This is a genomic window from Roseateles sp. L2-2 (genome assembly GCF_050613215.1).
Classification (GTDB): Bacteria; Pseudomonadota; Gammaproteobacteria; order Burkholderiales; family Burkholderiaceae_C; genus Roseateles; species Roseateles noduli.
Map to the genome: position 1 here is coordinate 4,815,417 of NZ_CP192509.1, position 25,448 is coordinate 4,840,864.

Genomic DNA, 25,448 nt, shown 5'->3' on the forward strand with positions numbered 1-25,448 from the left:
TTGCAGCGGGCCTTCTTGCTTGTGGTCGACGTTCTGGTCGACGTCGTGTCAGGGAGCGGCAAGACCTGCCCCCTGGCGAGGTCGGCCGCTCAGCGCGGCGCGAGTTCGCGCACCCATCTCGCGAGGATCTGCTCCTCCAGCGAGCCGTGATGCTCCTGATGCGCCAGGATGCGTTCACGCTCCGCGGGGCTGCGGTTCTGGCTAATCTTGGCCTTCATGGTCCAGCGCTCGACCGGCACGCGGAAGCCGACGATCGCGCCCAGCATCTTGCGTTGGAAGTCTTCCGGCAAACCACGCCACGTCGCAGCGTAGTCGGGTTCCTGCGTCGCGATCAGGCGCTTGAGCAGCGCGTCCTTCGCGTGTTCCTCGTCGATGATCTGCACGCGGCCATGCACCTGCAGGGTCAGGTAGTTCCACGTCGGCACCGACAACGGCGTGTCGTAGTGGCTCGGCGAGATGTAGGCGCCCGGACCGTTGAACTGCACGAGCACCTCGCCCAGTTCCTCCGACTTCAACGCGGCCACATGCGGGTTCGCGCGCGCCAGGTGGCCTTCGAGCCACCAGCCCGAGCCGTCCGCCGCATCGGTCGGCGCACCCCAGATCATCGGCACCGGCGTCGCCGACAGGCCATGCGTCGGATCGATCAGCATCAGCGTGGCCAGCGGATGCTCCTGGATCATCAGCCGGGCATGCGACAGGTCCGGCAGATCGAAATGCTTGGGCGTGTACATGCGATGACTTTAGGACACATCGCCGAGAGGCCGCTGAAAGTTTTCCTGACCCACTGCAGCAGTCTGGAATGCATCTCCTGACCCGGAAATGCAAAAACCCCCGCAACTTGCGCTGCGGGGGTTTCACATCTGGTTGGCGGAGACGGAGGGATTCGAACCCTCGATGCAGGTTTTGCCCACATACTCCCTTAGCAGGGGAGCACCTTCGGCCACTCGGTCACGTCTCCAACCGGAGAAGCAGCGACTATAGCATGGCTTTTTGACCCCTCGACCAAAACTCCCGTCGATTCGATCTCTCGCCGCGCGACAGTCGCGCTCCGGATTGCTCTCCGAAGCTCAGGCCTCGATGTCCTGGTCCAGATCGAACGCGCGATGCAGCGCGCGCACCGCCAGCTCCATGTACTTCTCGTCGATGACGACGGAGGTCTTGATCTCGCTGGTCGTGATCATCTGGATGTTGATGCCCTCTTCCGACAGCGAGCGGAACATCTTCGACGCCACGCCCACGTGCGAGCGCATGCCGATGCCCACGATGGACACCTTGCAGATGCGCTGGTCGCCGCTCACCTTGGCGGCCTGCACCGCCGGTCCCACGACCTTCTCCAGCAGCTCCATCGCGCGCTGGTAGTCGTTGCGGTGCACCGTGAACGAGAAGTCGGTCTTCCCGTCCTGCGACACGTTCTGGATGATCACGTCGACGTCGATGTTGGCGTCCGCCACCGGTCCCAGGATCTGGAACGCGATGCCCGGCTTGTCCGGCACGCCGAGCAGCGTCACCTTGGCCTCGTCGCGGTTGAAGGCAATGCCGGAGACGACGGCTTGTTCCATTTGTTCGTCCTCTTCAAAAGTGATCAGGGTGCCGGACTTGGCTTCTTCGTCGATGTCGATGTCCCAGGGCGTGAAGCTGCTCAGCACGCGCATCGGGACGCGGTACTTGCCCGCGAATTCCACCGAGCGGATCTGCAGCACCTTGGAGCCGAGCGAGGCCATCTCCAGCATCTCCTCGAAGCTGATGGTGCTCATGCGGCGCGCCTCGGGCACGACGCGCGGATCGGTCGTGTAGACGCCGTCGACGTCGGTGTAGATCAGGCACTCGTCGGCCTTGATCGCCGCGGCGATCGCCACCGCCGAGGTGTCCGAGCCGCCGCGTCCCAGCGTGGTGATGTTGCGGTCCTCGTCCACGCCCTGGAAACCGGTGATGACGACCACGCGGCCGGCGTCGAGGTCGGCCTTGACCTTGGCATCGTCGATGCTCTCGATGCGGGCCTTGGTGTAGGAGTTGTCGGTCGACACGCCGACCTGCCAGCCGGTGTAGCTGACGGCGTCCATGCCCTCGGCCTGCAGCGCGATCGCCAGCAGGCCGACGGAGACCTGCTCGCCGGTGGAGGCGATCATGTCGAGCTCGCGCATCAGCGACGGCGACGAGCTGCCGGGCGACAGCTCCTTGGCCAGGCCGAGCAGACGGTTGGTCTCGCCGCTCATCGCCGAGGGGACCACCACCATCTGGTGACCCGCCCGCGCCCATTTGGCGACACGCTTGGCCACGTTGCGGATGCGGTCGGTCGACCCCATCGAGGTGCCGCCGTACTTGTGAACGATCAATGCCATGGGAATGTCAGAGGGGGCTGCGGGTGGATCGGCGATTCTAAGACGCGCCCTTGCCCGCAACGTCGCTGCCCATGCGGGATCCGCATGCATCCGACACCCATCGCAGCGCCATTTGTGCTTCACCTTCCGGTGCGATCCAGCGCGCGTCGATGCCCAGACCGGGCGCGAACAGCAGCCGTCCGTCGACGTGGATCAGCGGGCCTTCCCTCTGGACAGCGGGGATTCCGGCCGTCTGCCAGCATTTGCGGAGCGCGCGCGCCATGCCTTTGGCGTGCGCCTGGAACTGCTCGCCGCCTTCGCGCGGGCGCAACTCGACATTGCTGAGCGCAGAAAGCGCAACGCCCCCCGTGGTCACGGGTTCGACATGGAAAGCACCACCCCAGGCGGCCACCGGGTGGCGTCCGGGTCGCGAGAGATCGATCCGGAGCGTCGACTCGGCGCCGGAAGACGCTGCGGCGATGCCGAGCCCCAGCAGCGAAGCGGGCAGCACTTCCGATGGCGCGGCACGTCGCACCAGCGGCGGCGCCTGCACGAAGAACCGGCCGCGATAGAGGTGCAACTCGATATCGCCCAGCGGCCAGCGCGCCACGGTCGCGGCGGGTCCTTCCGCCATGACGCGCCGGATCAGCGTCGCCGGCGCGGTCCGGCCCGTCGCGCGGTTCAGCCACGCACGCAGCGCGTTCGACGCGCGCGCCGCGCTGAGTTCTCCCAGCATCGCCTGCGACAAGCCGTCGTCATCGGACCAGCGAGCGAGGTCTTCCTCGGCGATCTCGCGTTGAAGTTCCGCAGCCTCCTGCGCCCACGCGGCGGCCTGCGCCAGCGCGGCTTCCGCGCCAGGGGCCTCCGCGGTCAGAGCGGGCCACGCCTCCAGGCGAAGCCGGTTGCGCGCGAAACGCGCGTTGCCGTTGCTGTCGTCGTCGATGAAGCTCAAGCCGTGTTCGGCGACATAGGCCTCGATGGACTCGCGTCGACGATCCAGCCACGGACGCGACCAGCACACGCCGTCGCGCCATTGCGTGCGCGGCATCGCGGACAGGCCCGCCACGCCGGCGCCGCGCAGGGCCTGCAGCAGGAAGGTCTCCGCCTGATCGCGCCGGTGGTGCGCCAGCAGCAGCAGGTCGGCGCCAGCGGCAAGGGTCAGGCGTTGCAGGGCCTTGTGTCGTCCGGCGCGGGCCCAGGCCTCGATGCTGTCGCCCGGGCCGGGCGCGCCGTCCAGGCGCTCATGCACGAGCGACACCGGCAGGCCTTCCGCCGCCCAGCCTGCCATCTGCGTCTGCAGGTGCGCCAGCCACGCGTCGGCGTGCTCGCTCAGTCCATGATGGATGTGCAACGCCACGACGTGCAGCCCGAGCGGACGGGCGGCAACCGCGGTGGCGTGGAGGAGCGCCGTCGAATCGCGGCCGCCACTGGTGGCGACCGCAATCACGCGGCGGAGGGAGTCGTCAGAGCCGGTTGGCGCACCGGCATCGGCGCCGGTGTCGGAGCGCAGATCAGCGGCTCTTGGTGTCGCCGAATCGACCATAGGCCTGGAGACGCTCATAGCGGCGGTCCAGCAGTTCCTTGGTCTTCAGGTCGGAGACCTGGCGGAGCGCGTCGCCGAGCGCGCGCTTCAGGCTGGACGCCATCTGCTTCGGATCGCGATGCGCGCCGCCCACGGGCTCGCTGACGATCTTGTCGATCAGGCCCAGCGCCTTCAGGCGATGCGCGGTGATGCCCAGCGCCTCGGCGGCTTCGGGCGCACGGGCCGCCGTCTTCCACAGGATGGAGGCGCAGCCTTCCGGCGAGATCACCGAATAGGCCGAGAACTGCAGCATCAGCACCTGGTCGGCCACGCCGATGGCCAGCGCGCCGCCGGAGCCGCCTTCGCCGATCACCGTCGCGATGATGGGCACTTCCAGCTGCGCCATCTCGAAGATGTTGCGGCCGATGGCTTCCGACTGGCTGCGCTCCTCGGCGCCGATGCCGGGGTACGCGCCCATCGTGTCGATGAAGGTGAACACCGGCAGGCCGAACTTCTCGGCCAGCTTCAGCAGGCGCAGCGCCTTGCGGTAGCCCTCGGGGCGCGGCATGCCGAAGTTGCGCAGCGTGCGCTCCTTCGCGTCCGAACCGCGCTGATGGCCGATGACCATGCAGGCCTGGCCGTTGAAGCGCGCGAGGCCGCCGACGATCGCGGCGTCGTCCGCGAAGTGGCGGTCGCCGTGCAGTTCTTCGAACTCGGTGAAGACTTCGGCGCAGTAGTCCAGCGTCTGCGGACGTTGCGGATGGCGCGCGACCTGATAGACCTGCCACGGCAGGACATTCGAATAGATGTCCTTCGTGAGCTGCAGGCTCTTCTTGCCGAGGCGGTCGATCTCTTCCGAGATGTCCACCGCGGACTCGCTCTGCACGTAGCGGAGCTCGTCGATCTTGGTTTCGAGCTCGGCGATCGGCTGCTCGAATTCGAGGAAGTGTTTCTTGCTCATTCTCAGTAATCCACGGGTAGCGGATCGAGGCTCCGCCAAATGTACCATGTGGCCACCGAGCGATACGGGGCCCAGCCCTCGCCCAGCTCTCGGGCCTCCGCGCGCGACACCGGCTCGTCGCTGAAGTAATGCTGGCTGATGCCTTTCAGCAGTCCCGCATCATCCAGCGGCAGCACGTTGGGCCGCATCAGGTGGAAGATCAGGAACATCTCCGCCGTCCAGCGGGCGATGCCGCGGATGGCGACCAGCTCGTCGATGATGGCTTCGTCTTCCATCTGCGCCCATTGGCGCACATGGACCTGACCGGTTTCAAAATGCTGCGCCAGGTCGCTGAGGTACTCGACCTTGCGCAGCGACAGGCCCACGGCCCGCAGCGCGGTCTTGTCCAGGCTCAGCACCTCGGTCGGCTTGATGCGGTTGGACGGCCCCGAGGTGAGCTCGGCGAACTTGTCCCACACGCTCTGCGCCGCCTTCACCGAGATCTGCTGTCCGACGATCGAACGCGCCAGCGTGGTGAACGCGTCGCCGCGGCTCTGCAGCCGCGCCTCGCCGAATTGCGGGATCAGCTTCTTCATCACCCGGTCGCGTTTGACCAGATGTCTGCAAGCCTCGTCCCAATAGTCCGGGGTCACCCCGGCGGTCGCCACACGCGCCATCAGGCCTGCTCTCCCAGCTTGGCGGTGCGGACCCAGGTCGTGCCGGTCGGCGAATCCTTCAGCTCGATGCCCTGTTCGGCGAGCGACTTGCGGATGCGGTCGGCCTCGGCGAAATCGCGGCCGGCCTTGGCGGCGGCGCGCGCGGCGATCTGGGCCTCGATCGCGGCCTCGTCCAGACCCGCGCCCGCTTGCAGGAAGGACTTGGGCGCCTGCTGCAGCACGCCCAGCACGCCGCCCAGCGCCTTCAGCAGGCCGGCGTCCTGCGCGGACCGGTCGCGGTTGACCTGGTTCGCGAGTTCGAACAGCACGGCCAGCGCCCCCGGCGTGTTGAAGTCGTCGTCCATCGCGGCCTTGAACGCGGCGGCCGGGCCTTGCGCCCAATCGATCGTCACGTCCGCCGGCGCGACCGCGTCCAGCGCCGTATAGAGCCGGCGCAGCGCGGTACGCGCATCGTCCAGGCTGACGTCGCTGAAGTTGAACGGGCTGCGGTACTGCGTGCGCAGCATGAAGAAGCGGATCGACTCACCGTCGAACTTCTCCAGCACTTCCTGGATGGTGAAGAAGTTGCCCAGGCTCTTGGACATCTTCTCGCCGTCGATGTTCAGGAAACCGTTGTGCAGCCAGTAGTTGACGAAGTGGCCGAAGGCGCCTTCGCTCTGCGCGATCTCGTTCTCGTGGTGCGGGAACTGCAGGTCCATGCCGCCGCCGTGGATGTCGAAGCGTTCGCCCAGCAGCGCGCAGCTCATGGCCGAGCACTCGATGTGCCAGCCCGGGCGGCCTTCGCCCCAGGGGCTGGCCCACTTGGCCTCGACCGGCTCGTCGGCCTTGGCCGACTTCCACAGCACGAAGTCCAGCGGATCGCGCTTGCCGTCGTCGACCGCGACGCGCTCGCCGGCGCGCAGCTGGTCCGGGGACTTGCCGCTGAGCTTGCCGTAGCCGTCGAACTTGCGCACCGCGTAGTTCACGTCGCCGCCACCGTCGGCCTGGTAGGCCAGGCCCTTGGTCTCGAGCTTGCCGATGATGTCCAGCATCTGCGGGACGTACTCGGTGGCGCGCGGCTCATGCGTCGGCTTGGCGATGCCCAGCGCGTCGAAGTCGCGGTGCATCGCGGCGATGGTGTCGCTGGTGAGCTGGCCGATGGTGATGCCGCGCTCCAGCGCACGACGGATGATCTTGTCGTCGATGTCGGTGATGTTGCGCACGTAGGTCACGTCGAACCCGCTGGCCTTCAGCCACCGGTAGACGACGTCGAACGCGATGTTCATGCGCGCATGGCCCATGTGGCACAGGTCGTAGACCGTGATGCCGCAGACGTACATGCGGACCTTGCCCGGCTCGATCGGTTGGAAATCCTGGAGCTGGCGGTCCAGCGTGTTGTAGATGCGCAAGGAGGACATACGGTACTCGCGCCGCACCGGCGACGGGTCGCGAGTATCGGCGCATTCGACGGTGCGGTGCGGGTGGGCCGGGGGAGCCGGCCGGGAGGCGAGTGGACGCTGAGTGGACAGTGAGCGAGACACGAAAGCTCGCTCTAGAATGCCCGGCAGTATAGCGGTCCGACCCCATGCCAAGACTTCCCACCCTGATCCGCCACTGCTGCGTCGCCTTGGCGATGATCGGCGCGACCCTGACGCACGCCGCGCCGCTCGAAGACGCGCAGGCGCTGTGGGCCGCCGGCAAACGCGACCAGGCGATCCAGGTCGCAGAGACCGGCCTCAAGGCCACGCCGGACGATCCGCGCCTGCGCTTCGCGCTGGGCACGATGCTGCTCGAACAGCAGCAGCTCGAACGCGCCCGCACCCTCTTCACCGGCCTGACCGAGGACTTCCCCGACCTGGCCGATCCGTACAACAACCTGGCCGTCATCCACGCCGCGCGCGGTGAATATGAAGCCGCGCGCCAGTCGCTGACCCGCGCCCTGGACCTGCAGCCCGACCACGCGCAGGCCCAGGAGAACATGGGCGACGTGCTGATGCGCCTGGCCCAGCAGTCCTACGAACGGGCACTCAAGCAGGCGCTCGGCGACGACACCGCGCTGAAGGTCAAGTTGCAACGCGTCACAGCGTTCAACAACGCCAAGGGCGTCCAGGCGCGATGATCATGGTCGACGCGCCGCCGGCGCGTCGCCGTGCAACGCCGTCAACAGCGTCCCGCCCTCCCCCAACGCTCCACACAGACCTCCCGACCATGCGGACCTCCAAACTCCTGCTCGCCGCCGGCGCCGCCGTGCTGGGCCTCGCGGCCTCGTTCGTCCAGGCCCAGACGGTCCGGCTGAACACCACCGCCGGCGACATCGTGATCAAGCTGGACGCCGAGAAGGCGCCCAAGACGGTCGCCAACTTCCTGACCTACGTGAAGGCCGGCCACTACAACGGCGTGATCTTCCATCGCGTCATCGGCGACTTCATGATCCAGACCGGCGGCTATACCGCCGACCTGAAGCAGCGCCCGACGCGCCCGCCCATCCCGCTGGAAGCCGGCAACGGCCTGATGAACATCCGCGGCTCGATCGCGATGGCGCGGACCAACGATCCGAATTCGGCGACCTCGCAGTTCTTCATCAACACCGTGGACAACGCGGCGCTGGATCCGGGCTACGCGTCCGACGGCCGCGGCTACGCGGTGTTCGGCTATGTGAGCGAGGGCATGGAAGTGGTCGACAAGATCCGCGCGGTGCCGACCGCGCCGTCGCCGAAGAATCCGGCGTTCCAGAACCTGCCCAACACCCCGGTCTTGATCAACAAGGCCACCGTCGAGAAATAAGGAGTCCCAGACATGACCAAGAAAGTTGAACTGCACACCAACCACGGCCTGATCACCGTGGAGCTGGATGACGCGAAGGCCCCCAAGAGCGTCGAGAACTTCCTCGCCTACGTCGCCAAGGGCCACTACGACGGCACCATCTTCCACCGCGTGATCAAGGGCTTCATGGCCCAGGGCGGCGGCTTCGAGGAAGGCATGAAGCAGAAGCCGGCCGACGCGCCGATCCAGAACGAGGCCAACAACGGCCTGAAGAACGACAAGTACACGCTGGCGATGGCGCGCACGAACGCGCCGCATTCGGCCAGCGCGCAGTTCTTCATCAACACGGTCGACAACGACTTCCTGAACTTCAAGAGCGAAAGCCCGTCGGGCTGGGGCTACGCGGTGTTCGGCAAGGTCGTGGGCGGCCAGGACGTCGTGGACAAGATCGAGAAGGTCAAGACCAGCCGCTCGGGCTTCCATGACGACGTGCCGGTCGATCCGGTCATCATCGAGCGCGCTGTCGCGGTCGAGTGAGTCCCGGGTCCGCCGCCTTTCCATTGCCCCGTGCGGTGGTGCCCCTGGCACCGCTGCGGGCGGAGGCAGGCTGGCGGCGGATCGATCTGCTCTCCGACCTGCACCTGTCGCCGGACATGCCGGCGACGCTGGCGCGGTTCCGCGCCCACCTGGCGGCAACGCCGGCCGACGCGGTCTTCCTGCTCGGCGACATCTTCGAGGCCTGGATCGGCGACGACGCGCGTTGGCAGGCCGGCACCTTCGAGCAGTTCGCGCTCGACGTGCTGCGCGAGACCGCCTCGCGCAAGCCCCTCTTCTTCATGCACGGCAACCGCGACTTCGCACTCGGCGAGGCAATGGCGGCGGACGCCGGCATGCGGCTGCTCGACGATCCGACACGGCTCGATGCCTTCGGACGTTCATGGCTGCTGAGCCATGGCGATCAACTCTGCCTCGGCGATGTGGGCTACCTGAAGGCGCGCGCGATCGTGCGCCGGCCTGAGGTGCTCGCCGCATTGCGGGCGATGCCGCTGTTCGCGCGACGGGCTCTGGCGCGCCACCTGCGCGCGAAGAGCCGCCTGCATCAGACCGATCCGTCCACGTGGGCGGACGTCGACGACGACGCGGCGCGCTCCTGGCTGGGCGCGTCGGGCTGCGACACGCTGATCCACGGCCACACGCACCGGCCGGCGATGCATGATCTCGGCAACGGGCTCACGCGCGCCGTGCTGTCCGACTGGGACTACGACCATGGCCCGGGCCGCGGCGACGTGCTGGTGCTCGATGCGGACGGCCTGCGACGCATCGCCCCGATGACCTCGGCGACCGAGGTCGCCCTCGTCGCATGATCGGCGGCCTGCTCCAGCGCTGGCGCGCGCATCGCGAGCGCAAGCTGCTCGACCAGTTCGCGATCCCCGATCCGATCTGGGAACTTACGCTCACGCAGTACCCCTTCATCGCCCGCCGCAGCGAGGCCGATCGCACCGAGCTGCGCCGGCTGTGTTCGCTGTTCCTGTCGGCCAAGGAGTTCCACGGCGTCAACGGCTTCGAGGTCACCGACGAGGTCGCGGTGGCGGTCGCCGCACAAGCCTGCCTGCCGGTGCTGCGCCTCGGCCTCGACTGGTACGACGGCTTCGTCGGCATCGTCATGCACGAGGGCGAAGTCGTCGCCGCGCGCGAGACGATGGACGAGGACGGCATCGTCCACGAGTACGACGAGACGCTCGCCGGCGAAGCGATGGAAGGCGGACCGCTGATGCTCGCCTGGAGCGAGATCGCCCCGGAAGCCGTCGATCGCGTCGAGGGCCACGACTCCGTCTACAACGTGGTGATCCACGAGTTCGCGCATGTGCTGGACATGCGCAACGGCGATCCCGACGGCGCACCGTCCATCGACGATCTCACCCTGCGCCAGCAATGGGGCGCGACGATGGAAGCCGAGTGGCACTGGTTCTGCGACCAGGTCGACGCAGGCGTCGCCACGCTCATCGATCCCTACGGCGCGGAAGCGCCGGAAGAGTTCTTCGCCGTCGCCGTCGAAGCCTTCTTCGTCGCACCGCGCGAGCTGCTCGCCGAGCAACCGCGGCTGTACCGCCTGCTCGCAGGGTTCTTCAGGCAAGACCCGGCACGCGACCAATAAAAAAGCCCGCGTCAGCGGGCTTATGGGGTCAGGCGTTGACCAGGCTCAATCAGCCGTCGCCGGCTCGGACTTGGGCTTGTTGTCCTTCTTGTTGGGCGTGATGTCCAACTGAACCTCGCCCTTGTCGTCGACATCCACGCTGAGGCGACCCCCATCGATCAGGCGACCGAACAGGAGTTCGTCGGCCAGGGCACGACGGATGGTGTCCTGGATGAGGCGCTGCATCGGGCGCGCCCCCATCTGCGGATCGAAGCCCTTGGCGGCCAGATGCTTGCGCAGCGCGTCGCTGAAGGTGACCTCGACCTTCTTCTCGGCCAGCTGGCTTTCGAGCTGCAGCAGGAACTTGTCCACCACCCGCAGGATGATGTCCTCGTTCAGCGCACCGAAGTTGACGATCGCGTCCAGACGGTTGCGGAACTCCGGCGTGAACAGGCGCTTGATGTCGGCCATCTCGTCGCCCTGCTCGCGCTTGGTCGTGAAACCGATCGTCGACTTGTTCATCGCCTCCGCACCCGCGTTCGTGGTCATGATGATGATCACGTTGCGGAAGTCGGCCTTGCGTCCGTTGTTGTCCGTCAAGGTGCCGTGGTCCATGACCTGCAGCAGCACGTTGAAGACGTCCGGATGCGCCTTCTCGATCTCGTCGAGCAGCAGCACCGCGTGCGGCTTCTTCGTGATCGCCTCGGTCAGCAGACCACCCTGGTCGAAACCGACGTAGCCCGGAGGCGCGCCGATCAGGCGGCTGACCGCATGACGCTCCATGTACTCGGACATGTCGAAACGGATCAGCTCGATGCCCAGGATGTAGGCCAGCTGCTTGGCGACTTCCGTCTTGCCCACGCCCGTCGGGCCGCTGAACAGGAAGGAGCCGATCGGCTTGTCCGGCTTGCCCAGGCCCGAACGCGCCATCTTGATCGCCGCAGCGAGCGCATCGATGGACGGATCCTGGCCGAAGACCACGCTCTTCAGGTCACGGTCCAGGCTCTTGAGCTTGCCGCGATCGTCCGACGACACCGAGGCGGGCGGAATGCGCGCGATCTTGGCGACGATGTCCTCGACTTCCGCGCGGGTGATGGTCTTCTTCTGCTTGCTCTTGGGGAGCACGCGCTGGGCCGCGCCCGCTTCGTCGATGACGTCGATCGCCTTGTCGGGCAGGTGACGGTCATTGATGTACTTGGCCGAGAGCTCCGCCGCCGCCTGCAGCGCGGTCAGCGCGTACTTGACGCTGTGGTGCTCCTCGAAGCGCGACTTCAGGCCCTTGAGGATCTCAACGGTCTGGTCGACGGTCGGCTCGACCACATCCACCTTCTGGAAGCGCCGCGACAGGGCCGCGTCCTTCTCGAAGATGCCGCGGTACTCGCTGAAGGTGGTCGCGCCGATGCACTTCAGCTGACCCGACGACAAGGCCGGCTTCAGCAGGTTGCTCGCGTCCAGCGTGCCTCCCGACGCCGCGCCGGCGCCGATCAGGGTGTGGATCTCGTCGATGAAGAGGATCGCGCCGGGCTGGTCCTTCAGCTGCTTGATCACCGCCTTGAGGCGCTGCTCGAAGTCGCCGCGGTACTTGGTGCCCGCCAGCAGCGCGCCCATGTCCAGCGAATAGACCACCGCCTCGGCCAGCACGTCGGGCACCTGGCCTTCGGTGATGCGCCAGGCCAGGCCCTCGGCGATGGCGGTCTTGCCCACGCCGGCCTCGCCGACCAGCAGCGGGTTGTTCTTGCGGCGGCGGCACAGGATCTGCACCACGCGCTCAACTTCGAGCTCGCGGCCGATCAGCGGATCGATCTTGCCGTCGCGGGCGAGCTGGTTGAGGTTCTGGGTGAACTGCTCGAGCGGGCTGCCCTTGCCGCCGCCCTGGCCCTGGCCGCCTTCGCCCTCTTCACGCTCGGATTCGGCACCGTTGCCTTCCGGGCCCTTCGGGGGCTCGGGCGGCTCGCTCTTCTTGATGCCGTGGGCGATGAAGTTGACGACGTCCAGACGCGTCACGCCCTGCTGGTGCAGGTAGTAGACGGCGTGGGAGTCCTTCTCGCCGAAGATCGCGACCAGCACGTTGGCGCCGGTCACTTCCTTCTTGCCGTTGCCGGTCGACTGGACGTGCATGATCGCGCGCTGGATCACGCGCTGGAAGCCGAGCGTGGGCTGGGTGTCCACCTCGTCGGTGCCCCCCACGGTCGGCGTGTTCTCCTTGATGAACTGCGCAAGCGACTTGCGCAGGTCCTCGATATTCGCTGCGCATGCGCGCAGCACCTCCGCCGCGGACGGGTTGTCCAGCAGCGCCATCAGCAGGTGTTCCACGGTGATGAACTCGTGGCGCTGCTGGCGCGCTTCGACAAACGCCATGTGCAGGCTGACTTCAAGCTCTTGCGCAATCATGCGGCCTCCATAATGCACTGCAGGGGGTGTCCGGCGCGCCGTGCGGCCGCCAGCACCATTTCGACCTTGGTGGCCGCGACGTCCTTGGTGAAAACACCGCAGACCCCGCGACCGTCGTGATGGATCTTCAACATGATCTGGGTGGCCGTATCCAGGTCATGGCGGAAGTACTCCTGCAAGACCATCACCACAAACTCCATCGGTGTGAAGTCATCGTTGAGCATCAGCACCTGGTAGAGGCGCGGCGGCTCCGTCTTCTGAGCGACTCGCTCCAGCGTGGTGGAATTCCCACCGTCCTCCGGACCCGGCGGCTGAGGGCCGGGCGGTGGTCCCGCGGGTGGGGGCTGTTGGGCAAACAATGGCATGAACCGATTCTATAAACAGCGGGAGCACCCTACATGGGGACAGGCTTACGCCTGTCAATGCCCCGAGTTTGTCACCTTCGCGCCTTCCTACCCCGGGGAGTTCCTCAATTGACACTGACTTGACACGGATTTGAGAATCCGCCCCGGTGCGAGAAAGACACCGGGATGGAGAAGAACATGGCAACAGGCACGGTCAAGTGGTTCAACGATGCCAAAGGGTTTGGCTTTATTGAACCCGAACAAGGCGGAGGCGACGTTTTCGCGCACTTCTCAGCCATTCAGATGGACGGCTTCCGGACGCTCAAGCAGGGCGGCAAGGTGAGCTACGAGCTGGTGCAGGGCCCCAAGGGGCAACTGGCGCAGAACATCCGTCCGCTGGACGGCGGCGACGGCAGCGACGCCTCGGAGGCGCCCCTGACGGCCCCGCTGGGCATGCCGCTGCTGGCGGACACCCACGCGGGACAGCAGGCGGCTGCGGCTTGACCCCCCTCCGCTGATCTGCCTCGCACGCAGGAAAGCCCGCGCAAGCGGGCTTTCTGCTTTCTGCTTCTGCATCTGTTTTCGGGCGCTGTGGTCAGAAGGAAACATTGACCGCGAAACGGTCAAGGATTCGCTTCGGGAATCAGGCGCCGGAGCGCCCGATCCCGCCAGTGCGCCTACCGATTTCAACGTGCGCCAGGGAAGGCACCGCGTTCGTCGGAGAACACGATCTCCACCCGACGGTTCTGCTGGCGCCCGGCGGCGTTGTCGTTGGAGGCCACGGGGCGCGCTTCCCCGTTGCCGCGGACGTCGATCCGGCCGGCGTCGACACCGCGCTTCACCAGCGCGTCCCTGACCGACTCCGCGCGGGCGCGGGACAACTCGAGGTTGAGCTGCGCGCCGCCGGTGCTGTCGGTGAAGCCTTCGATCAGGATGCGGCGCTCCGGATGGTTGCGCAGTGCCGAGGACAAGGTGTCCAGGCGGCTGAAGGCGCCCTCCTTCAGCGTGGCCTTGCCGGTGTCGAACAGGACGTCCTGCAGCATGACGACCAGGCCCTGCGGCGTCGGCTTGGCCTGGATCTCCGCAAGCTCGCGCTGCAGGCGGTTGGCGCGCTCGGAGGCAGCGATCGCGGCAGCTTCTGCAGCGGCGGCCTGGCCTTGAGCGGTCTGCGCCTGGCCCTGTGCGACCTGGGCCTGACGGGTACGGACCTCCGCGCGCAGGCGCTCGCGTTCCAGCCCGGCCTGCTCGACCTTTGCGTCGGCAGCGCGCGCCGCGCCCAGGTTCATCGCCGTCTGGGCGCGCTGCGACGCGACCGTCGCGGCGCTGTCCACTTCGGACGGGTCCTTGCGTTCCCGCCAGGCGAAGTCGGCGCGGTCCAGCGATTCCTTGGCCTTCGAGAGTTCAGCGGAGGCGTAGCGGCTGGTGTTCGGATCGCTGGTGGCCTGCGCGTAGTCGCGCTTGGCGGCATCCAGGCCGGCATTCGGAAGGGGGACCGACGAGCAGGCGGCCAGCGCCAGGGCCGTGAGTCCGCCAGCGATATTCCAGTATCGATTCATGGTGTCTCCTCAGAGTGGCTGTCGCTGACGGATCAACGGGCGGGCGCGGCAGGAGCCGGGCCTCGGTTGAGTTCCTCGCGCAGGGTCGAGAGGCTGCGATCGAGCTCCATGGAGGCCTTCTCCGACCGATCGCGCGCGGCCTTGGAGCGGGCCAATGCAGCGGCCGCTTCGGCCTCGTCCGCCTTGCGGCGTGCGAGCGCGTGGTCGCCCTTCTTCTGGGCTTCCTGGGCCTCAGCCAGACGCGCGCGGGCGACGACGAGGTCGGGTGAATCGCCGGTGCCGATGCTGGTCTGCGCGGCTTCGAGGGCGCCGCGGCTTTCGCCGAGCTGGGAGGCGGTCTCGACCTTGTTGGTCGAGCAGCCGGTCATCGCGGCGACAGCGAGAACGCCTGCCGCGACGAGGGCACTCCGGGGGAAGAGTTGGTGTCGCATGAACATTCCTTCTCAATGGATGGATGGTCATGCGGTGGCAAGCGCGATACCCGCGCCGGACCTGAGGCGATCGTCAGCGCGTCGTTGGCGCGTCGTCAGGACGCCGGAGCTTCCTCGATGGAGGGCACGGATTGACGGCGCGCGCCGAGGTACGCCCACCACATGTAGGACATCGCCGCGAGTCGCCATGCGATGTGGACGACCAGCGCCTTGTGCATGAGGCTTCCGACCGCATGGGGCGCGATCGCCATGACGTTCACGACCAGGCCGAGCACCTGGAAGGCCGTCAGCAGCACCACGGGCCAGAGCCCGGGCCGGAGCCACAGCCACGTCACACCGATGCCGAGCATGACGACATCGAGGAAGTTGGCGCCGAGGGTGCCAAGTATTGCCATGCCGAGCGCGAGCCAGCACAGGTGCCCGATCTGGATGGCGATCGCTGGCAGATACGTGGGAACGCGCGGCTTCAGCAGCTTGCTGCCGATGAACCACGCCACACCGGTGAACGCGAGCGGCGCCAGGATGACGAGGCCCGCGTAGATGCCCGTCACGCCGCCGACCACGGACGCCAGAACGCCCTTGACCTTCATGGCGGTGGTGGGGATCGTCGGGGTCGGTTGAGAAGACAAGGGCGGGCTCCTGGGAATCGACGTGGCAGCACACCCTGCGCGCCGCGACGCCGACTCTCGCCGCGAGGCCAAGCCGCCGCAACGGTGGGTTCCCTAGACTGGCGGGCAAGATGAAAAAACCCCAGGGCGCTTTCGCGCACTGGGGTTCTTGATCGCAGCCCGGTTCAAGCCCGGGCTGTCGTCGATCACATGTTCTCGATCATCACCTGACCGAAGCCCGAGCACGACACTTGGGTCGCGCCGTCCAGCAGGCGGGCGAAGTCGTACGTGACCTTCTTCGACAGGATCGACTTCTCGATCGACGAGATGATCAGGTCGGCCGCTTCGGTCCAGCCCATGTGACGCAGCATCATTTCAGCCGACAGGATCTCGGAACCGGGGTTCACGTAGTCCTTGCCCGCGTACTTCGGCGCCGTGCCGTGCGTGGCTTCGAACATGGCGACGGAGTCGCTCAGGTTCGCGCCCGGGGCGATGCCGATGCCGCCGACCTGCGCCGCCAGCGCGTCGGAGATGTAGTCGCCGTTCAGGTTCAGCGTCGCCACGACCGAGTACTCGGCCGGACGCAGCAGGATCTGCTGCAGGAACGCATCAGCGATGCTGTCCTTGACCACGATGTCCTTGCCGGTCTTCGGGTTCTTGAACTTGCACCACGGGCCGCCGTCGATCAGCTCGGCGCCGAATTCCTTCTGGGCCAGGGCGTACGCCCAGTCACGGAAGCCACCTTCGGTGAACTTCATGATGTTGCCCTTGTGGACGATCGTGACGCTCGGCTTGTCGTTGTCGATCGCGTACTGGATCGCCTTGCGGACCAGACGCTCCGTGCCTTCCTTCGACACCGGCTTCACGCCGATGCCCGAGGTTTCCGGGAAACGGATCTTCTTGACGCCGAATTCCTCTTGCAGGAACTTGATCAGCTTCTTGGCCTTGTCGCTCTGGGCTTCGAATTCGATGCCGGCGTAGATGTCTTCCGAGTTCTCGCGGAAGATGACCATGTCCGTCTTGTGCGGTTCCTTGACCGGCGACGGCACGCCTTCGAACCAGCGCACCGGGCGCAAGCAGACGTACAGGTCCAGTTCCTGACGCAGCGCGACGTTCAGCGAGCGGATGCCGCCGCCGACCGGCGTCGTCAGCGGGCCCTTGATCGAGACCACGTAGTCCTTCAGGACCTGCAGCGTCTCTTCGGGCAGCCACACGTCGGGGCCGTAGACCTTCGTCGACTTCTCGCCGGCGTAGATCTCCATCCAGTGGATCTTCTTGGCGCCGCCGTAAGCCTTCGCCACGGCCGCGTCCACCACCTTGATCATCACCGGGGTGATGTCGAAGCCGGTGCCGTCACCCTCGATGTAAGGAATGATCGGGTTGTTCGGAACGTTGAGCGAGAAGTCGGTGTTGACCGTGATCTTCTGGCCGCCCTCGGGCACCTTGATGTGCTGGTACATGGAGTCGTCTCCGCGAGTCGCGTGGGTGGTTTGGGGTAAACCGGAAGCGCTGATTCTATGACAGCGAAACTTTCAATCGGCTGATGCCCGGGCCATGACCCTGGGACGCGTCAGCCGCAGAACGCGCGGATCTGCGCCCACAGGCCGTGACCGAGCGCCCAGAGCGACCCCGCCGCCAGCATCGCTCCCGACAGACGGGTCGCGATTCGCACACCCGAAGCGCCCGCAGGGCCTCTACCGTCGCCCGCGCCGCCCGGGCCACCGGGGTTCCCTCGTCTGCCCACCCTGCCCAGACGGGCGAGCAGCCAGGGGCCCGCGAGGAGCCCCGGGGAGGAGCCGAGCGCGAAGGCCGCCATCACGCCCGCGCCTTGCCACGGGCCTTCCGCGAGCGCCGCCACCGTCAACGCGGACTGCAGCAGCCCGCAGGGCCAGGCGAGCCACGCCAGCCCCGCAAGGCCGGCGCCGGCCGTGCGAGCCGGCGACAGCGCGACAGCGCCCTGGCCTGCGGCGAGCGCCGCGACCGGAATCCCGATGGCCGCCGGCGCACGCGTCGTCCACAGCCGCAGCACCCATCGCGGCGGCGCCGCGCGCCAGAGGAGGAACGCCCCCATCGCCAGCGCCGCGAGATGCACCATCAGCCACAGCGGTCGCAAGGCGCCGGTGGTCGACTCCCAGCGCAGCAGACCGCCGACGCTGGCCGCGACGACCGCGCCACCCGCCGCGTAGCCCAGCATCCTTCCGATCTGGAAGGCCGCGATGCCGCGCCGTCGGCCGGCCGTCACCGCCGCGCAGGGCGCGACGCACATCGCCGCACAGTGCAGGCTGCCGGCCGCGCCCATGACGAACGCCGTGCCGGTGAGCGCAAGCGCAAGCATCTGCCGTCCCGCGGTCGCGTCAGAGGACGCGCGAGAAGCGCAGAGGCGATTCGCCCGTCGCGCCCGTCGCGCCCGTTGCGCCCGCAGCACCGCCTGACTTCAGGTACCGGTCGAACACCATCGCCACCGCCCGGACGAAGAACCAACCCATCGACGTCACCTGCACCGCGCCCGGCTCGATCGTGACGAGCCCGTCCGCCGCCATCTGACGCAGGCGCTCGAGCTCCGCCGCGAAGTACTCGCCGACGACGATGCCGTGGGAGCGCTCGATCGGCTCGAAGTCGAGCCGCCCCTGGCACATCAGCGCCATGATCGCATCGCGCCGTACCAGGTCGTCCTGGTCGAGCGCCAGGCCGCGCTCGACCGGCAGGCGGCCCTCGTGCAGGGCGGCGTAGTACTCGGGCAGCGTCTTCACGTTCTGCGCGAACGAAGCCCCGAGCTTGGAGATCGCCGACACGCCCAGCGCCACGAGGTCGCAGTCAGGCTGCGAGCTGTAGCCCTGGAAGTTGCGATGCAGCCGCCCTTCCCGCTTCGCGACGGCCAGCGGATCGTCCGCGAGCGCGAAGTGGTCCATGCCGATGTAGCTGTAGCCGCGCGCGATGAAGCCGGCGATCGCGCCGGACAGCATGCGCAGCTTGTCGCCGGTCGGTGGCAGTGCGGCGGGCTCGATGCGGCGCTGCGGCTTGAAGCGGTGCGGCAGGTGCGCATAGCCGTAGAGCGCGATGCGGTCCGGCCGCAGCGTCGCGACCTGCTCGACCGTGCGCGCGAAGGACGCCGGCGTCTGCAGCGGCAGGCCGTAGATCAGGTCGACGTTGATCGACCTGAAGCCGAGATCGCGCGAGGCACCGATCAGCGCCGCGACGCTCTCCAGGCTCTGCTCGCGGTGCACGGCACGCTGCACGTCGGGATCGAAGTCCTGCACGCCGAAGCTCAGGCGGTTGAAGCCCAGCGTGCGCAGGTGGCGCAGGCGCGCGACATCGATGGTGCGCGGATCGACCTCGATCGAGATCTCGGCATCCGCGGTCAGCCGGAAATGGCGATGCAGCAGCGCCATCAGCATCGACAACTCGCGATCGGCGAGAAAGGTCGGCGTGCCGCCACCGAAGTGCAGCTGCGACACGAGCGCCCGGTCGCCGAGCCGACGATGCACCAGCCCGATTTCGGTCTCGAGCGCGTCGACATAGGCCGCTGCGCGCTCATGGTGCCGCGTGACCACCTTGTTGCAGGCGCAGTAGTAGCAGACCGATTCGCAGAACGGGATGTGCACGTAGAGCGACATCGGCTGCCGCGCCGCCGGGCCGAAGGCGCGCAGCGCGAGCAGTTCGCCGTGGCGCTCCGCGTCCACGCCGACATGGAAACGGTCCGCGGTCGGGTACGAGGTGTACCGCGGTCCGGCGATGTCGAAGCGGCGCAGCAGATCGGCATCGGGGAAGCTGCAATCCCACGGGGTCGGGTCAGGGCTCATGGACAGGATCCTCACCCTTTGTTGGCAAAGCGTCATTGATTGATGTCATTGCCGGCGTCGATGGCCGGACAAAGAATTCGCCGCTTCCTCGCATGCCCGATGAATCCATGCCGAGCGCCACCACCCTGACCGCCCCTCTCCCCCCGACGCCTTCGCTCGCCGCCGCCGTGCAGGCCATGCCCGTCGTGCCGGACGCCTCCCCGATCACCTGCGCGACCTGCTCGGTGCGTCAGGTCTGTCTGCCGGCGGGCCTGCCCGTGGCCGACGTGCATCAGCTCGAACGGATGATCTCGGACCGACGACAGGTCCCTCGCAACACCGTGCTGTTCAAACCCGGCGATCCGTTCGAGGCCGTCTACCTCGTGCGCACCGGCTTCTTCAAGACCTCGGCATCGGCGGAGGACGGCCGCGACCAGGTGATCGGGTTCCACATGGCCGGCGAGATGCTCGGCCTGGACGGCCTCTTCAGCGGCGCGTACACGAGCCAGGCGGTGGCGCTGGAGGACTCGCAGATCTGCGTCGTGCCCTACGGGCGCATCGAGGACATGACCCGCGAGGTCGACCGCCTGCGCCGACAGTTCCATCGCCTGATGAGCCGCGAGATCGTCCGCGATCAGGGCGTGATGACGCTGCTCGGGTCGGTGCGCGCCGAGCAGCGCGTCGCGACCTTCCTGATCCACCTGATGAGACGGCTGCGGGCGCGCGGCTTCTCGTCGTCGAGCGTCGTGCTGCGCATGACCCGCGACGAGATCGGCAGCTACCTCGGCCTGAGCCTGGAGACCGTCAGCCGCACCTTCTCGCGGATGCAGGAGGACGGGCTGCTCGAGGTGCGCGCGCGGGAAGTGCGCGTGCTCAAGCCGCGACAACTGCTGCAGCTGGTCCGCCGCACCGCTTGACCACACCGACACCGGCATCGACATCGACATCGGCGCCGTCCCCCCGCGCCGACGCGGTCAGCGCACCTGACCACCGGTCGCCGCGTGGTTGCGGGCCTTCATCGCGGGCGTCTTCGCGGCGTCCTCGACCTCGTCGGCGGCGACACCGCTGCGATCCACCGCGCTGGTCGACTGCACCACCGGGTCGGGGTGCGTGATCGCCAGCGTCAGCGTGGCCATCGACGCCACCACCACGACGGTAGGACCGCCGATCACCAGCCACATCATCGGATGGCGCCACCAGGGTCCGCTGGTCGGCAGATCCGCGTCGCTCAAGTGCGCTGCGGTCATTCGCGTCGCGGTCGTTCGCGTTGCAGTCATTCGCGTTGTCGTCATGTCCGCTCCTGGTGGAGAAGGAAGGTTTGAAGCGTCGACCCGGCCGCGCTCATCGCGGCACGACGAAGGTGGATTTCTCGAGCAGCGCGCGTTCGACAGTCCCGGCGGGCGCAACGGACGACGCCACGCGCCGGATGGCGAAGTGCATCGGATGCGCGCCGGCGCCCAGCGCGCGCGCGGCCTCCGGAGGCAGACGCAGCGCCACCGTGACCCAACGAGCCTCGGCAGGACCGAGCGTCAACTCGCCCGACGGCGATGCCACGCGCAAGCCCTCGATGCCCTGCACGTCGAGGATGAAGCGCTGCGTCGACTCCGCGGCGTTCATCAACTGGAGTCGGTAGAGGTTCTCGACGACACCGTCCTCGACCTCGCGCGCCAACGTCGCCCGGTCGCGCACGACGTCGACCTTGAACGGCATCCGGACGACCAGACTCCAGACCAGGCCGCCCGACACCAGCATCAGGATCGCGCCGTACACCAGCACGCGAGGTCTGAACACGCGACGCCACTGCTGCGCCGCCGTCCATCGATGCGTCATGCCGTTCTGCGTCGCGTAGCGGATCAGGCCGCGTTCGTAGCCGAACTTGTCCATCACGTCGTTGCAGACGTCGATGCAGGCGGCGCAGCCGATGCACTCGTACTGCAGCCCCTTGCGGATGTCGATGCCCGTCGGGCAGACGTGGACGCATTGGTGGCAGTCGACGCAGGCCCCCAGGCCGATCGTCGACAGGTCCGCCTTCTTCGAGCGCGGCCCGCGCGGGTCCCCGCGCGCGGTGTCGTAGCTGATGATCAGCGTGTCGCGATCGAGCATGGCGCTCTGGAAGCGCGCGTACGGGCACATGTACTTGCAGACCTGCTCGCGCAGGTAGCCGGCGTTGCCGTAGGTCGCCAGGCCGTAGAACAGGATCCAGAAGAGCGTCCACCCACCGAGCGCCAACGCGGTCGCGTCGGCGCCCAGCGCGCGGATGGGCTCGAAGTAGCCGACGAAGGTGAAGCCGGTCCACAGCGACACCGCCAGCCACGCCGCATGCTTGCCGCCCTTGCGCAGCAGCTTCTCCGCCGTCCAGCCGGACCGGTCGAGCCGGATGCGCGCAGCGCGGTCGCCCTCGGTGTGCCGCTCGATCCAGAGGAAGATCTCCGTGTAGACCGTCTGCGGGCAGGCGTAGCCGCACCACAGGCGCCCCGCCACCGCCGTGAAGAAGAACAGCCCGAAGGCCGATACGACCAGCAGCGCCGTCAGGTAGATGAAGTCCTGCGGGTACAGGATCAGGTCGAAGATCAGGAAACGGCGCGCCTCCAGGTCGAAGAGCACCGCCTGACGCCCGTTCCACTGCAACCACGGCAATCCGTAGAACAGCAGCTGCGTGGCCCACACCAGCACCCAGCGCCACACGGCGAACCAGCCGTGCACGGCGCGGGGATAGATCTTGGCCTCCGCTTCGTAGAGCGAGACCGCCCGGACTTCAGGATGGCTCATGGCTCAAGGCTGCTCGTGGGAGAGTCCCCAGACGTAGCCCGCCAGCACACGGATCTGCTCCGGGCTCAGGCGCGAGCCGTGCTCGGGCATGTGGCTGTGCTTGCCGTTGTTGACCATGGCGACGATGGCGGACTCGCCCCAGCCGTGCAGCCAGACCTTGTCAGTGAGGTTGGGCGCGCCCAGCGCCTGGTTGCCCCTGCCGTCCATGCCGTGGCAGGCCGCGCAGGCGCTGAACTTCGACTTGCCGAGCGCCGCCGCCACCGAGTTGTGCGGGCTGCCCGACAGGCTCAGCACGTAGTGCGCGAGGTTGCGCACGTCCTCGCCGCTGCCCACCGCCGCGGCCATGGGCGGCATCGTGCCCTCGCGCCCTTGCGTGATGGTCTGGACGATGGTGTCGCCGCTGCCGCCGTACAGCCAGTCGTTGTCCGTCAGGTTGGGAAATCCCTTCGAGCCCTTCGCGTCCGACCCGTGGCAGGTCGCGCAGTTGTTGGCGAAGAGCCGTTCACCGATCGCCCTGGCCTGCGGATCCGCCGCCAGCGATTCCACCGGCTTGCCGTCGAACCGGGCGTAGATCGTGTGCATCTCCGCGCGCGCCTGGGCCTGTTCGGCCTCGTACTGGCCGGTGCTGGACCAGCTCAGCGAGCCTGCATACGCGCCGAGGCCGGGGTACAGCGCGAGATACAGCCCCGAGAACACCACCGTCAGCACGAACAGCACCATCCACCAGCGCGGCAGCGGGTTGTTGAGCTCGCGGATGTCCTCGTCCCACACGTGGCCGGTGGAGTTGTCCTCCGCCATCACCTTGCGACGGCTGGCGATGATCAGCAGCGCCAGGCACAGCGCCAGGCCGAGCACCGTCGCCGCGGCCACGAACAGCGACCAGCCGTCCGAAACGAAATCACTCATGACGACCTCCTCGGGGCGCGTCGTCGTCCGTCAGGACGAGCGCGGCCAGGTCTTCGAAACGTTCGCGGTTGTGACGGGCGTAGGCCCAGACGACGATGCCGACGAACACCAGCAGCGACACCACGGTCACCGCGGACCGCAGCGCATTGAGATCCATGTCGGGCATGGGAGCCTCCGTTCTGCGCTTCAGCGCTTCAGCGCGGTGCCCAGCACCTGCAGGTAGGCCACGACCGCATCCATCTCGGTGCGGCCCTTCACCTCGTCGCCCGCCTGGGCGATCTGCTCGTCGGTGTAGGGCACGCCGACGGTCCGCAACCCGCGCATCTTGGGCGCCAGCTCGTTCGGATCGAGCGCGGCGCCCGCCAGCCACGCGTAGGCGGGCATGTTGGATTCCGGCACCAGGTCGCGCGGGTTGTTCAGGTGCAGGCGGTGCCACTCGTCGCTGTATTTGCCGCCGACGCGCGCCAGGTCCGGCCCGGTGCGCTTGCTGCCCCACTGGAAGGGGTGGTCGTAGACGAACTCGCCGGCGACCGAGTAGTGCCCGTAGCGCAGCGTCTCCGCGCGCAGCGGCCGGATCATCTGCGAGTGGCAGTTGTAGCAACCTTCGCGGATGTAGACGTCGCGGCCGGCGAGCTGCAGCGGGGTGTAGGGCTTGAGGTGTTCGACCGGCTGCGTGGTCGAGCGCTGGAAGAACAGCGGGACGATCTCGACGATGCCGCCGACGATCACCGTCAGCAGCACCAGCACGATCATCAGGAAGTTGCTGGTCTCGATGCGTTCGTGGCCGCTGGCGGTGGCATGGGTATTGGCCATGGCGTGCTCCTTTCGCGGACGATCAGGCGGCGGCCGCGAGCGCGGCGCCGGGGATGGGATGGCGGACGGGCCGGCCGACGCGGACCGTCATCACGACGTTCCAGGCCATCAGGCACATGCCGCCCAGGTACAGCAGGCCGCCGAGCAGGCGCACCACGTAGAACGGATAGGTCGCCTTGACGCCCTCGGCGAAGGTCCAGGTGAGCGTGCCGTCCGGATTCACCGCGCGCCACATCAGGCCCTGCATCACGCCGGCGATCCACATCGCGGCGATGTAGAGCACGATGCCCAGCGTGGCGATCCAGAAGTGCAGCTCGATGGCGCGCTTCGAATACATCTCGACGCGGCCGTACATGCGCGGGATCAGGTGGTACAGCGCGCCCATCGAGATGAAGCCCACCCAGCCCAGCGCGCCGCTGTGCACGTGGCCGACGGTCCAGTCGGTGTAGTGCGAGAGCGCGTTGACGGTCTTGATCGACATCATCGGCCCCTCGAAGGTCGACATGCCGTAGAAGGACAGCGCGACGATCAGGAACTTCAGGATCGGGTCGTCGCGCAGCTTGTGCCAGGCGCCGCTCAGCGTCATCACGCCGTTGATCATCCCGCCCCAGCTCGGCGCCAGCAGCACCAGCGAGAACAGCATGCCCACGCTCTGCGCCCAGTCGGGCAGCGCCGTGTAGTGCAGGTGATGGGGCCCCGCCCACATGTAGGTGAAGATCAGAGCCCAGAAGTGGACGATGGACAGCCGGTAGCTGTAGACGGGCCGGTTGGCCTGCTTGGGGATGTAGTAGTACATCAGCCCGAGGAATCCGGCCGTCAGGAAGAAGCCGACCGCGTTGTGGCCGTACCACCACTGGACCATCGCGTCCTGCACGCCGGCGTAGGCGGAGTAGCTCTTGGTCAGCGACACCGGGATCTCGGCGCTGTTGACGATGTGCAGCAGCGCGACGGCGATGATGAAGGCGCCGAAGAACCAGTTGGCCACGTAGATGTGGCGCACGCGCCGCACGCCGATCGTGCCGAAGAAGACGATGGCGTAGGAGACCCAGACGACGGCGATGAGCACGTCGATCGGCCATTCGAGCTCGGCGTATTCCTTGCCGGTGGTCAGGCCCAGCGGCAGCGTGATCGCGGCCAGCACGATTACCAGCTGCCAACCCCAGAAGGTGAACCACGCGAGGCCCGGCGCGAAGAGCCGGACATGGCTGGTACGCTGCACGACGTGGAAGGCCGTGGCCATCAGCACGCAGCCGCCGAAGGCGAAGATCACCGCGTTGGTGTGCAGCGGCCGCAGGCGGCCGTAGCTCAGCCAGGGGATGCCGAAGTTCAACTCCGGCCAGGCGAGCTGCGCGGCGATGATCACGCCGACCAGCATCCCCACCACGCCCCACAGCACCGCGGCCAGCGAGAAGGCGCGGACCACGCCGTCCTCATAGCTGGGCGCATCACGGGGCGCATCCCTGGACGTGACGGCGCGTCCTCCCTCCGACTCTGATTGGCTTGCCATGCTGGCTCCTC

27 protein-coding genes and 1 tRNA gene are annotated in these 25,448 nt (G+C 67.5%); 7 read left to right on the forward strand and 21 right to left on the reverse strand.

Features of this window, described 5'->3' with window-relative positions; all coding sequences use genetic code 11:
* Window positions 1-89 precede the first annotated feature (89 nt).
* The 7 genes from ACQZ13_RS21415 to cysS all read right to left on the reverse strand — a co-directional run bounded on the left by ACQZ13_RS21415 (window position 90) and on the right by cysS (window position 6,854).
* A complete protein-coding gene (locus tag ACQZ13_RS21415) occupies window positions 90-731 on the reverse strand; it encodes an FMN-binding negative transcriptional regulator (protein ID WP_431047955.1) in 642 nt (213 codons plus the stop codon).
* 134 nt (window positions 732-865) lie between these two features.
* Window positions 866-958, reverse strand: a tRNA-Ser gene (locus tag ACQZ13_RS21420).
* Between the two features lie 109 nt (window positions 959-1,067).
* Window positions 1,068-2,339 carry an aspartate kinase gene (locus tag ACQZ13_RS21425; protein ID WP_088405235.1) on the reverse strand — a complete coding sequence of 424 codons (1,272 nt, stop codon included), beginning with the start codon at window positions 2,337-2,339 and terminating at the stop codon, window positions 1,068-1,070.
* A 37-nt stretch (window positions 2,340-2,376) separates the two neighbouring features.
* The gene (tilS, locus tag ACQZ13_RS21430; protein ID WP_431047957.1) at window positions 2,377-3,765 is read right to left on the reverse strand and encodes a tRNA lysidine(34) synthetase TilS; all 1,389 of its coding nucleotides are present in this window, start codon (window positions 3,763-3,765) and stop codon (window positions 2,377-2,379) included.
* 64 nt (window positions 3,766-3,829) lie between these two features.
* A complete protein-coding gene (locus ACQZ13_RS21435) occupies window positions 3,830-4,801 on the reverse strand; it encodes an acetyl-CoA carboxylase carboxyltransferase subunit alpha (protein WP_431047959.1) in 972 nt (323 codons plus the stop codon).
* 2 nt (window positions 4,802-4,803) lie between these two features.
* Window positions 4,804-5,457 (reverse strand): DNA-3-methyladenine glycosylase family protein, encoded by a 654-nt coding sequence (locus ACQZ13_RS21440; protein WP_431047961.1) that lies wholly within the window; start codon window positions 5,455-5,457, stop codon window positions 4,804-4,806.
* Window positions 5,457-6,854 carry a cysteine--tRNA ligase gene (gene cysS, locus ACQZ13_RS21445; protein ID WP_431047963.1) on the reverse strand — a complete coding sequence of 466 codons (1,398 nt, stop codon included), beginning with the start codon at window positions 6,852-6,854 and terminating at the stop codon, window positions 5,457-5,459. The genes ACQZ13_RS21440 and cysS overlap by 1 nt, the downstream gene beginning before the upstream one ends.
* 167 nt (window positions 6,855-7,021) lie before the next feature.
* On the opposite strand from cysS, the gene ACQZ13_RS21450 reads away from it, so the two are divergent.
* The 5 genes from ACQZ13_RS21450 to ACQZ13_RS21470 all read left to right on the forward strand — a co-directional run bounded on the left by ACQZ13_RS21450 (window position 7,022) and on the right by ACQZ13_RS21470 (window position 10,354).
* A complete protein-coding gene (locus tag ACQZ13_RS21450) occupies window positions 7,022-7,555 on the forward strand; it encodes a tetratricopeptide repeat protein (protein ID WP_431047965.1) in 534 nt (177 codons plus the stop codon).
* Between the two features lie 89 nt (window positions 7,556-7,644).
* The gene (locus tag ACQZ13_RS21455; RefSeq protein ID WP_431047967.1) at window positions 7,645-8,220 is read left to right on the forward strand and encodes a peptidylprolyl isomerase; all 576 of its coding nucleotides are present in this window, start codon (window positions 7,645-7,647) and stop codon (window positions 8,218-8,220) included.
* A 12-nt stretch (window positions 8,221-8,232) separates the two neighbouring features.
* Window positions 8,233-8,736 carry a peptidylprolyl isomerase gene (locus ACQZ13_RS21460; RefSeq protein ID WP_088405228.1) on the forward strand — a complete coding sequence of 168 codons (504 nt, stop codon included), beginning with the start codon at window positions 8,233-8,235 and terminating at the stop codon, window positions 8,734-8,736.
* A gap of 38 nt (window positions 8,737-8,774) precedes the next feature.
* The gene (locus ACQZ13_RS21465) at window positions 8,775-9,563 is read left to right on the forward strand and encodes a UDP-2,3-diacylglucosamine diphosphatase (RefSeq protein ID WP_431047970.1); all 789 of its coding nucleotides are present in this window, start codon (window positions 8,775-8,777) and stop codon (window positions 9,561-9,563) included.
* Window positions 9,560-10,354: a zinc-dependent peptidase gene (locus tag ACQZ13_RS21470; protein WP_431047972.1), complete on the forward strand. Its 795-nt coding sequence runs from the start codon at window positions 9,560-9,562 to the stop codon at window positions 10,352-10,354. Before ACQZ13_RS21465 ends, ACQZ13_RS21470 begins: the two co-directional genes overlap by 4 nt.
* Window positions 10,355-10,399: 45 nt before the next feature.
* On the opposite strand, the gene clpA is transcribed toward ACQZ13_RS21470, so the two are convergent.
* Together clpA and clpS are read right to left on the reverse strand one after the other, a co-directional pair.
* A complete protein-coding gene (gene clpA / locus ACQZ13_RS21475) occupies window positions 10,400-12,724 on the reverse strand; it encodes an ATP-dependent Clp protease ATP-binding subunit ClpA (protein ID WP_088405225.1) in 2,325 nt (774 codons plus the stop codon).
* A complete protein-coding gene (clpS, locus tag ACQZ13_RS21480) occupies window positions 12,721-13,089 on the reverse strand; it encodes an ATP-dependent Clp protease adapter ClpS (protein ID WP_088405224.1) in 369 nt (122 codons plus the stop codon). Before clpS ends, clpA begins: the two co-directional genes overlap by 4 nt.
* A gap of 165 nt (window positions 13,090-13,254) precedes the next feature.
* Here clpS and ACQZ13_RS21485 point away from each other — a divergent pair, with 165 nt between their 5' ends.
* On the forward strand, window positions 13,255-13,572 hold the full coding sequence (locus ACQZ13_RS21485) for a cold-shock protein (protein ID WP_431047975.1): 318 nt from the start codon (window positions 13,255-13,257) through the stop codon (window positions 13,570-13,572).
* A gap of 182 nt (window positions 13,573-13,754) precedes the next feature.
* Here the strand turns inward: ACQZ13_RS21485 and ACQZ13_RS21490 are convergent, their stop codons facing one another.
* The 6 genes from ACQZ13_RS21490 to hemN form a co-directional block, all read right to left on the reverse strand.
* Complete coding sequence (locus tag ACQZ13_RS21490) at window positions 13,755-14,624, reverse strand: OmpA family protein (protein ID WP_431047977.1); 870 nt, start codon at window positions 14,622-14,624, stop codon at window positions 13,755-13,757.
* 32 nt (window positions 14,625-14,656) lie between these two features.
* Window positions 14,657-15,055: a hypothetical protein gene (locus ACQZ13_RS21495; protein ID WP_431047979.1), complete on the reverse strand. Its 399-nt coding sequence runs from the start codon at window positions 15,053-15,055 to the stop codon at window positions 14,657-14,659.
* A 95-nt stretch (window positions 15,056-15,150) separates the two neighbouring features.
* Entirely contained in the window at window positions 15,151-15,684 is a 534-nt protein-coding gene (locus tag ACQZ13_RS21500; protein WP_431047981.1) for a hypothetical protein, read from the reverse strand.
* A 185-nt stretch (window positions 15,685-15,869) separates the two neighbouring features.
* Window positions 15,870-17,123 carry an NADP-dependent isocitrate dehydrogenase gene (icd, locus tag ACQZ13_RS21505; protein WP_431047983.1) on the reverse strand — a complete coding sequence of 418 codons (1,254 nt, stop codon included), beginning with the start codon at window positions 17,121-17,123 and terminating at the stop codon, window positions 15,870-15,872.
* Window positions 17,124-17,233: 110 nt separating this feature from the next.
* Window positions 17,234-17,998, reverse strand: coding sequence for a sulfite exporter TauE/SafE family protein (locus ACQZ13_RS21510; protein ID WP_431047985.1), 765 nt, complete (start codon window positions 17,996-17,998; stop codon window positions 17,234-17,236).
* Between the two features lie 19 nt (window positions 17,999-18,017).
* Window positions 18,018-19,463: an oxygen-independent coproporphyrinogen III oxidase gene (gene hemN, locus ACQZ13_RS21515; RefSeq protein ID WP_431047987.1), complete on the reverse strand. Its 1,446-nt coding sequence runs from the start codon at window positions 19,461-19,463 to the stop codon at window positions 18,018-18,020.
* Between the two features lie 92 nt (window positions 19,464-19,555).
* On the opposite strand from hemN, the gene ACQZ13_RS21520 reads away from it, so the two are divergent.
* Entirely contained in the window at window positions 19,556-20,359 is an 804-nt protein-coding gene (locus ACQZ13_RS21520; protein ID WP_431047989.1) for a cyclic nucleotide-binding domain-containing protein, read from the forward strand.
* A gap of 57 nt (window positions 20,360-20,416) precedes the next feature.
* Here the strand turns inward: ACQZ13_RS21520 and ACQZ13_RS21525 are convergent, their stop codons facing one another.
* From ACQZ13_RS21525 to ccoN, 6 genes are all read right to left on the reverse strand, one after another.
* Window positions 20,417-20,689 carry a hypothetical protein gene (locus ACQZ13_RS21525; RefSeq protein ID WP_431047991.1) on the reverse strand — a complete coding sequence of 91 codons (273 nt, stop codon included), beginning with the start codon at window positions 20,687-20,689 and terminating at the stop codon, window positions 20,417-20,419.
* 94 nt (window positions 20,690-20,783) lie between these two features.
* Complete coding sequence (gene ccoG / locus ACQZ13_RS21530) at window positions 20,784-22,211, reverse strand: cytochrome c oxidase accessory protein CcoG (RefSeq protein ID WP_431047993.1); 1,428 nt, start codon at window positions 22,209-22,211, stop codon at window positions 20,784-20,786.
* A 3-nt stretch (window positions 22,212-22,214) separates the two neighbouring features.
* Window positions 22,215-23,117, reverse strand: a complete 903-nt coding sequence (gene ccoP / locus ACQZ13_RS21535) for a cytochrome-c oxidase, cbb3-type subunit III (RefSeq protein ID WP_431047995.1) — start codon at window positions 23,115-23,117, stop codon at window positions 22,215-22,217.
* On the reverse strand, window positions 23,110-23,283 hold the full coding sequence (locus ACQZ13_RS21540) for a cbb3-type cytochrome oxidase subunit 3 (protein ID WP_431047997.1): 174 nt from the start codon (window positions 23,281-23,283) through the stop codon (window positions 23,110-23,112). The genes ccoP and ACQZ13_RS21540 overlap by 8 nt, the downstream gene beginning before the upstream one ends.
* A gap of 20 nt (window positions 23,284-23,303) precedes the next feature.
* On the reverse strand, window positions 23,304-23,930 hold the full coding sequence (gene ccoO / locus ACQZ13_RS21545; RefSeq protein ID WP_431047999.1) for a cytochrome-c oxidase, cbb3-type subunit II: 627 nt from the start codon (window positions 23,928-23,930) through the stop codon (window positions 23,304-23,306).
* Between the two features lie 22 nt (window positions 23,931-23,952).
* Window positions 23,953-25,437: a cytochrome-c oxidase, cbb3-type subunit I gene (gene ccoN, locus ACQZ13_RS21550; RefSeq protein WP_431048002.1), complete on the reverse strand. Its 1,485-nt coding sequence runs from the start codon at window positions 25,435-25,437 to the stop codon at window positions 23,953-23,955.
* Window positions 25,438-25,448: the final 11 nt, after the last annotated feature.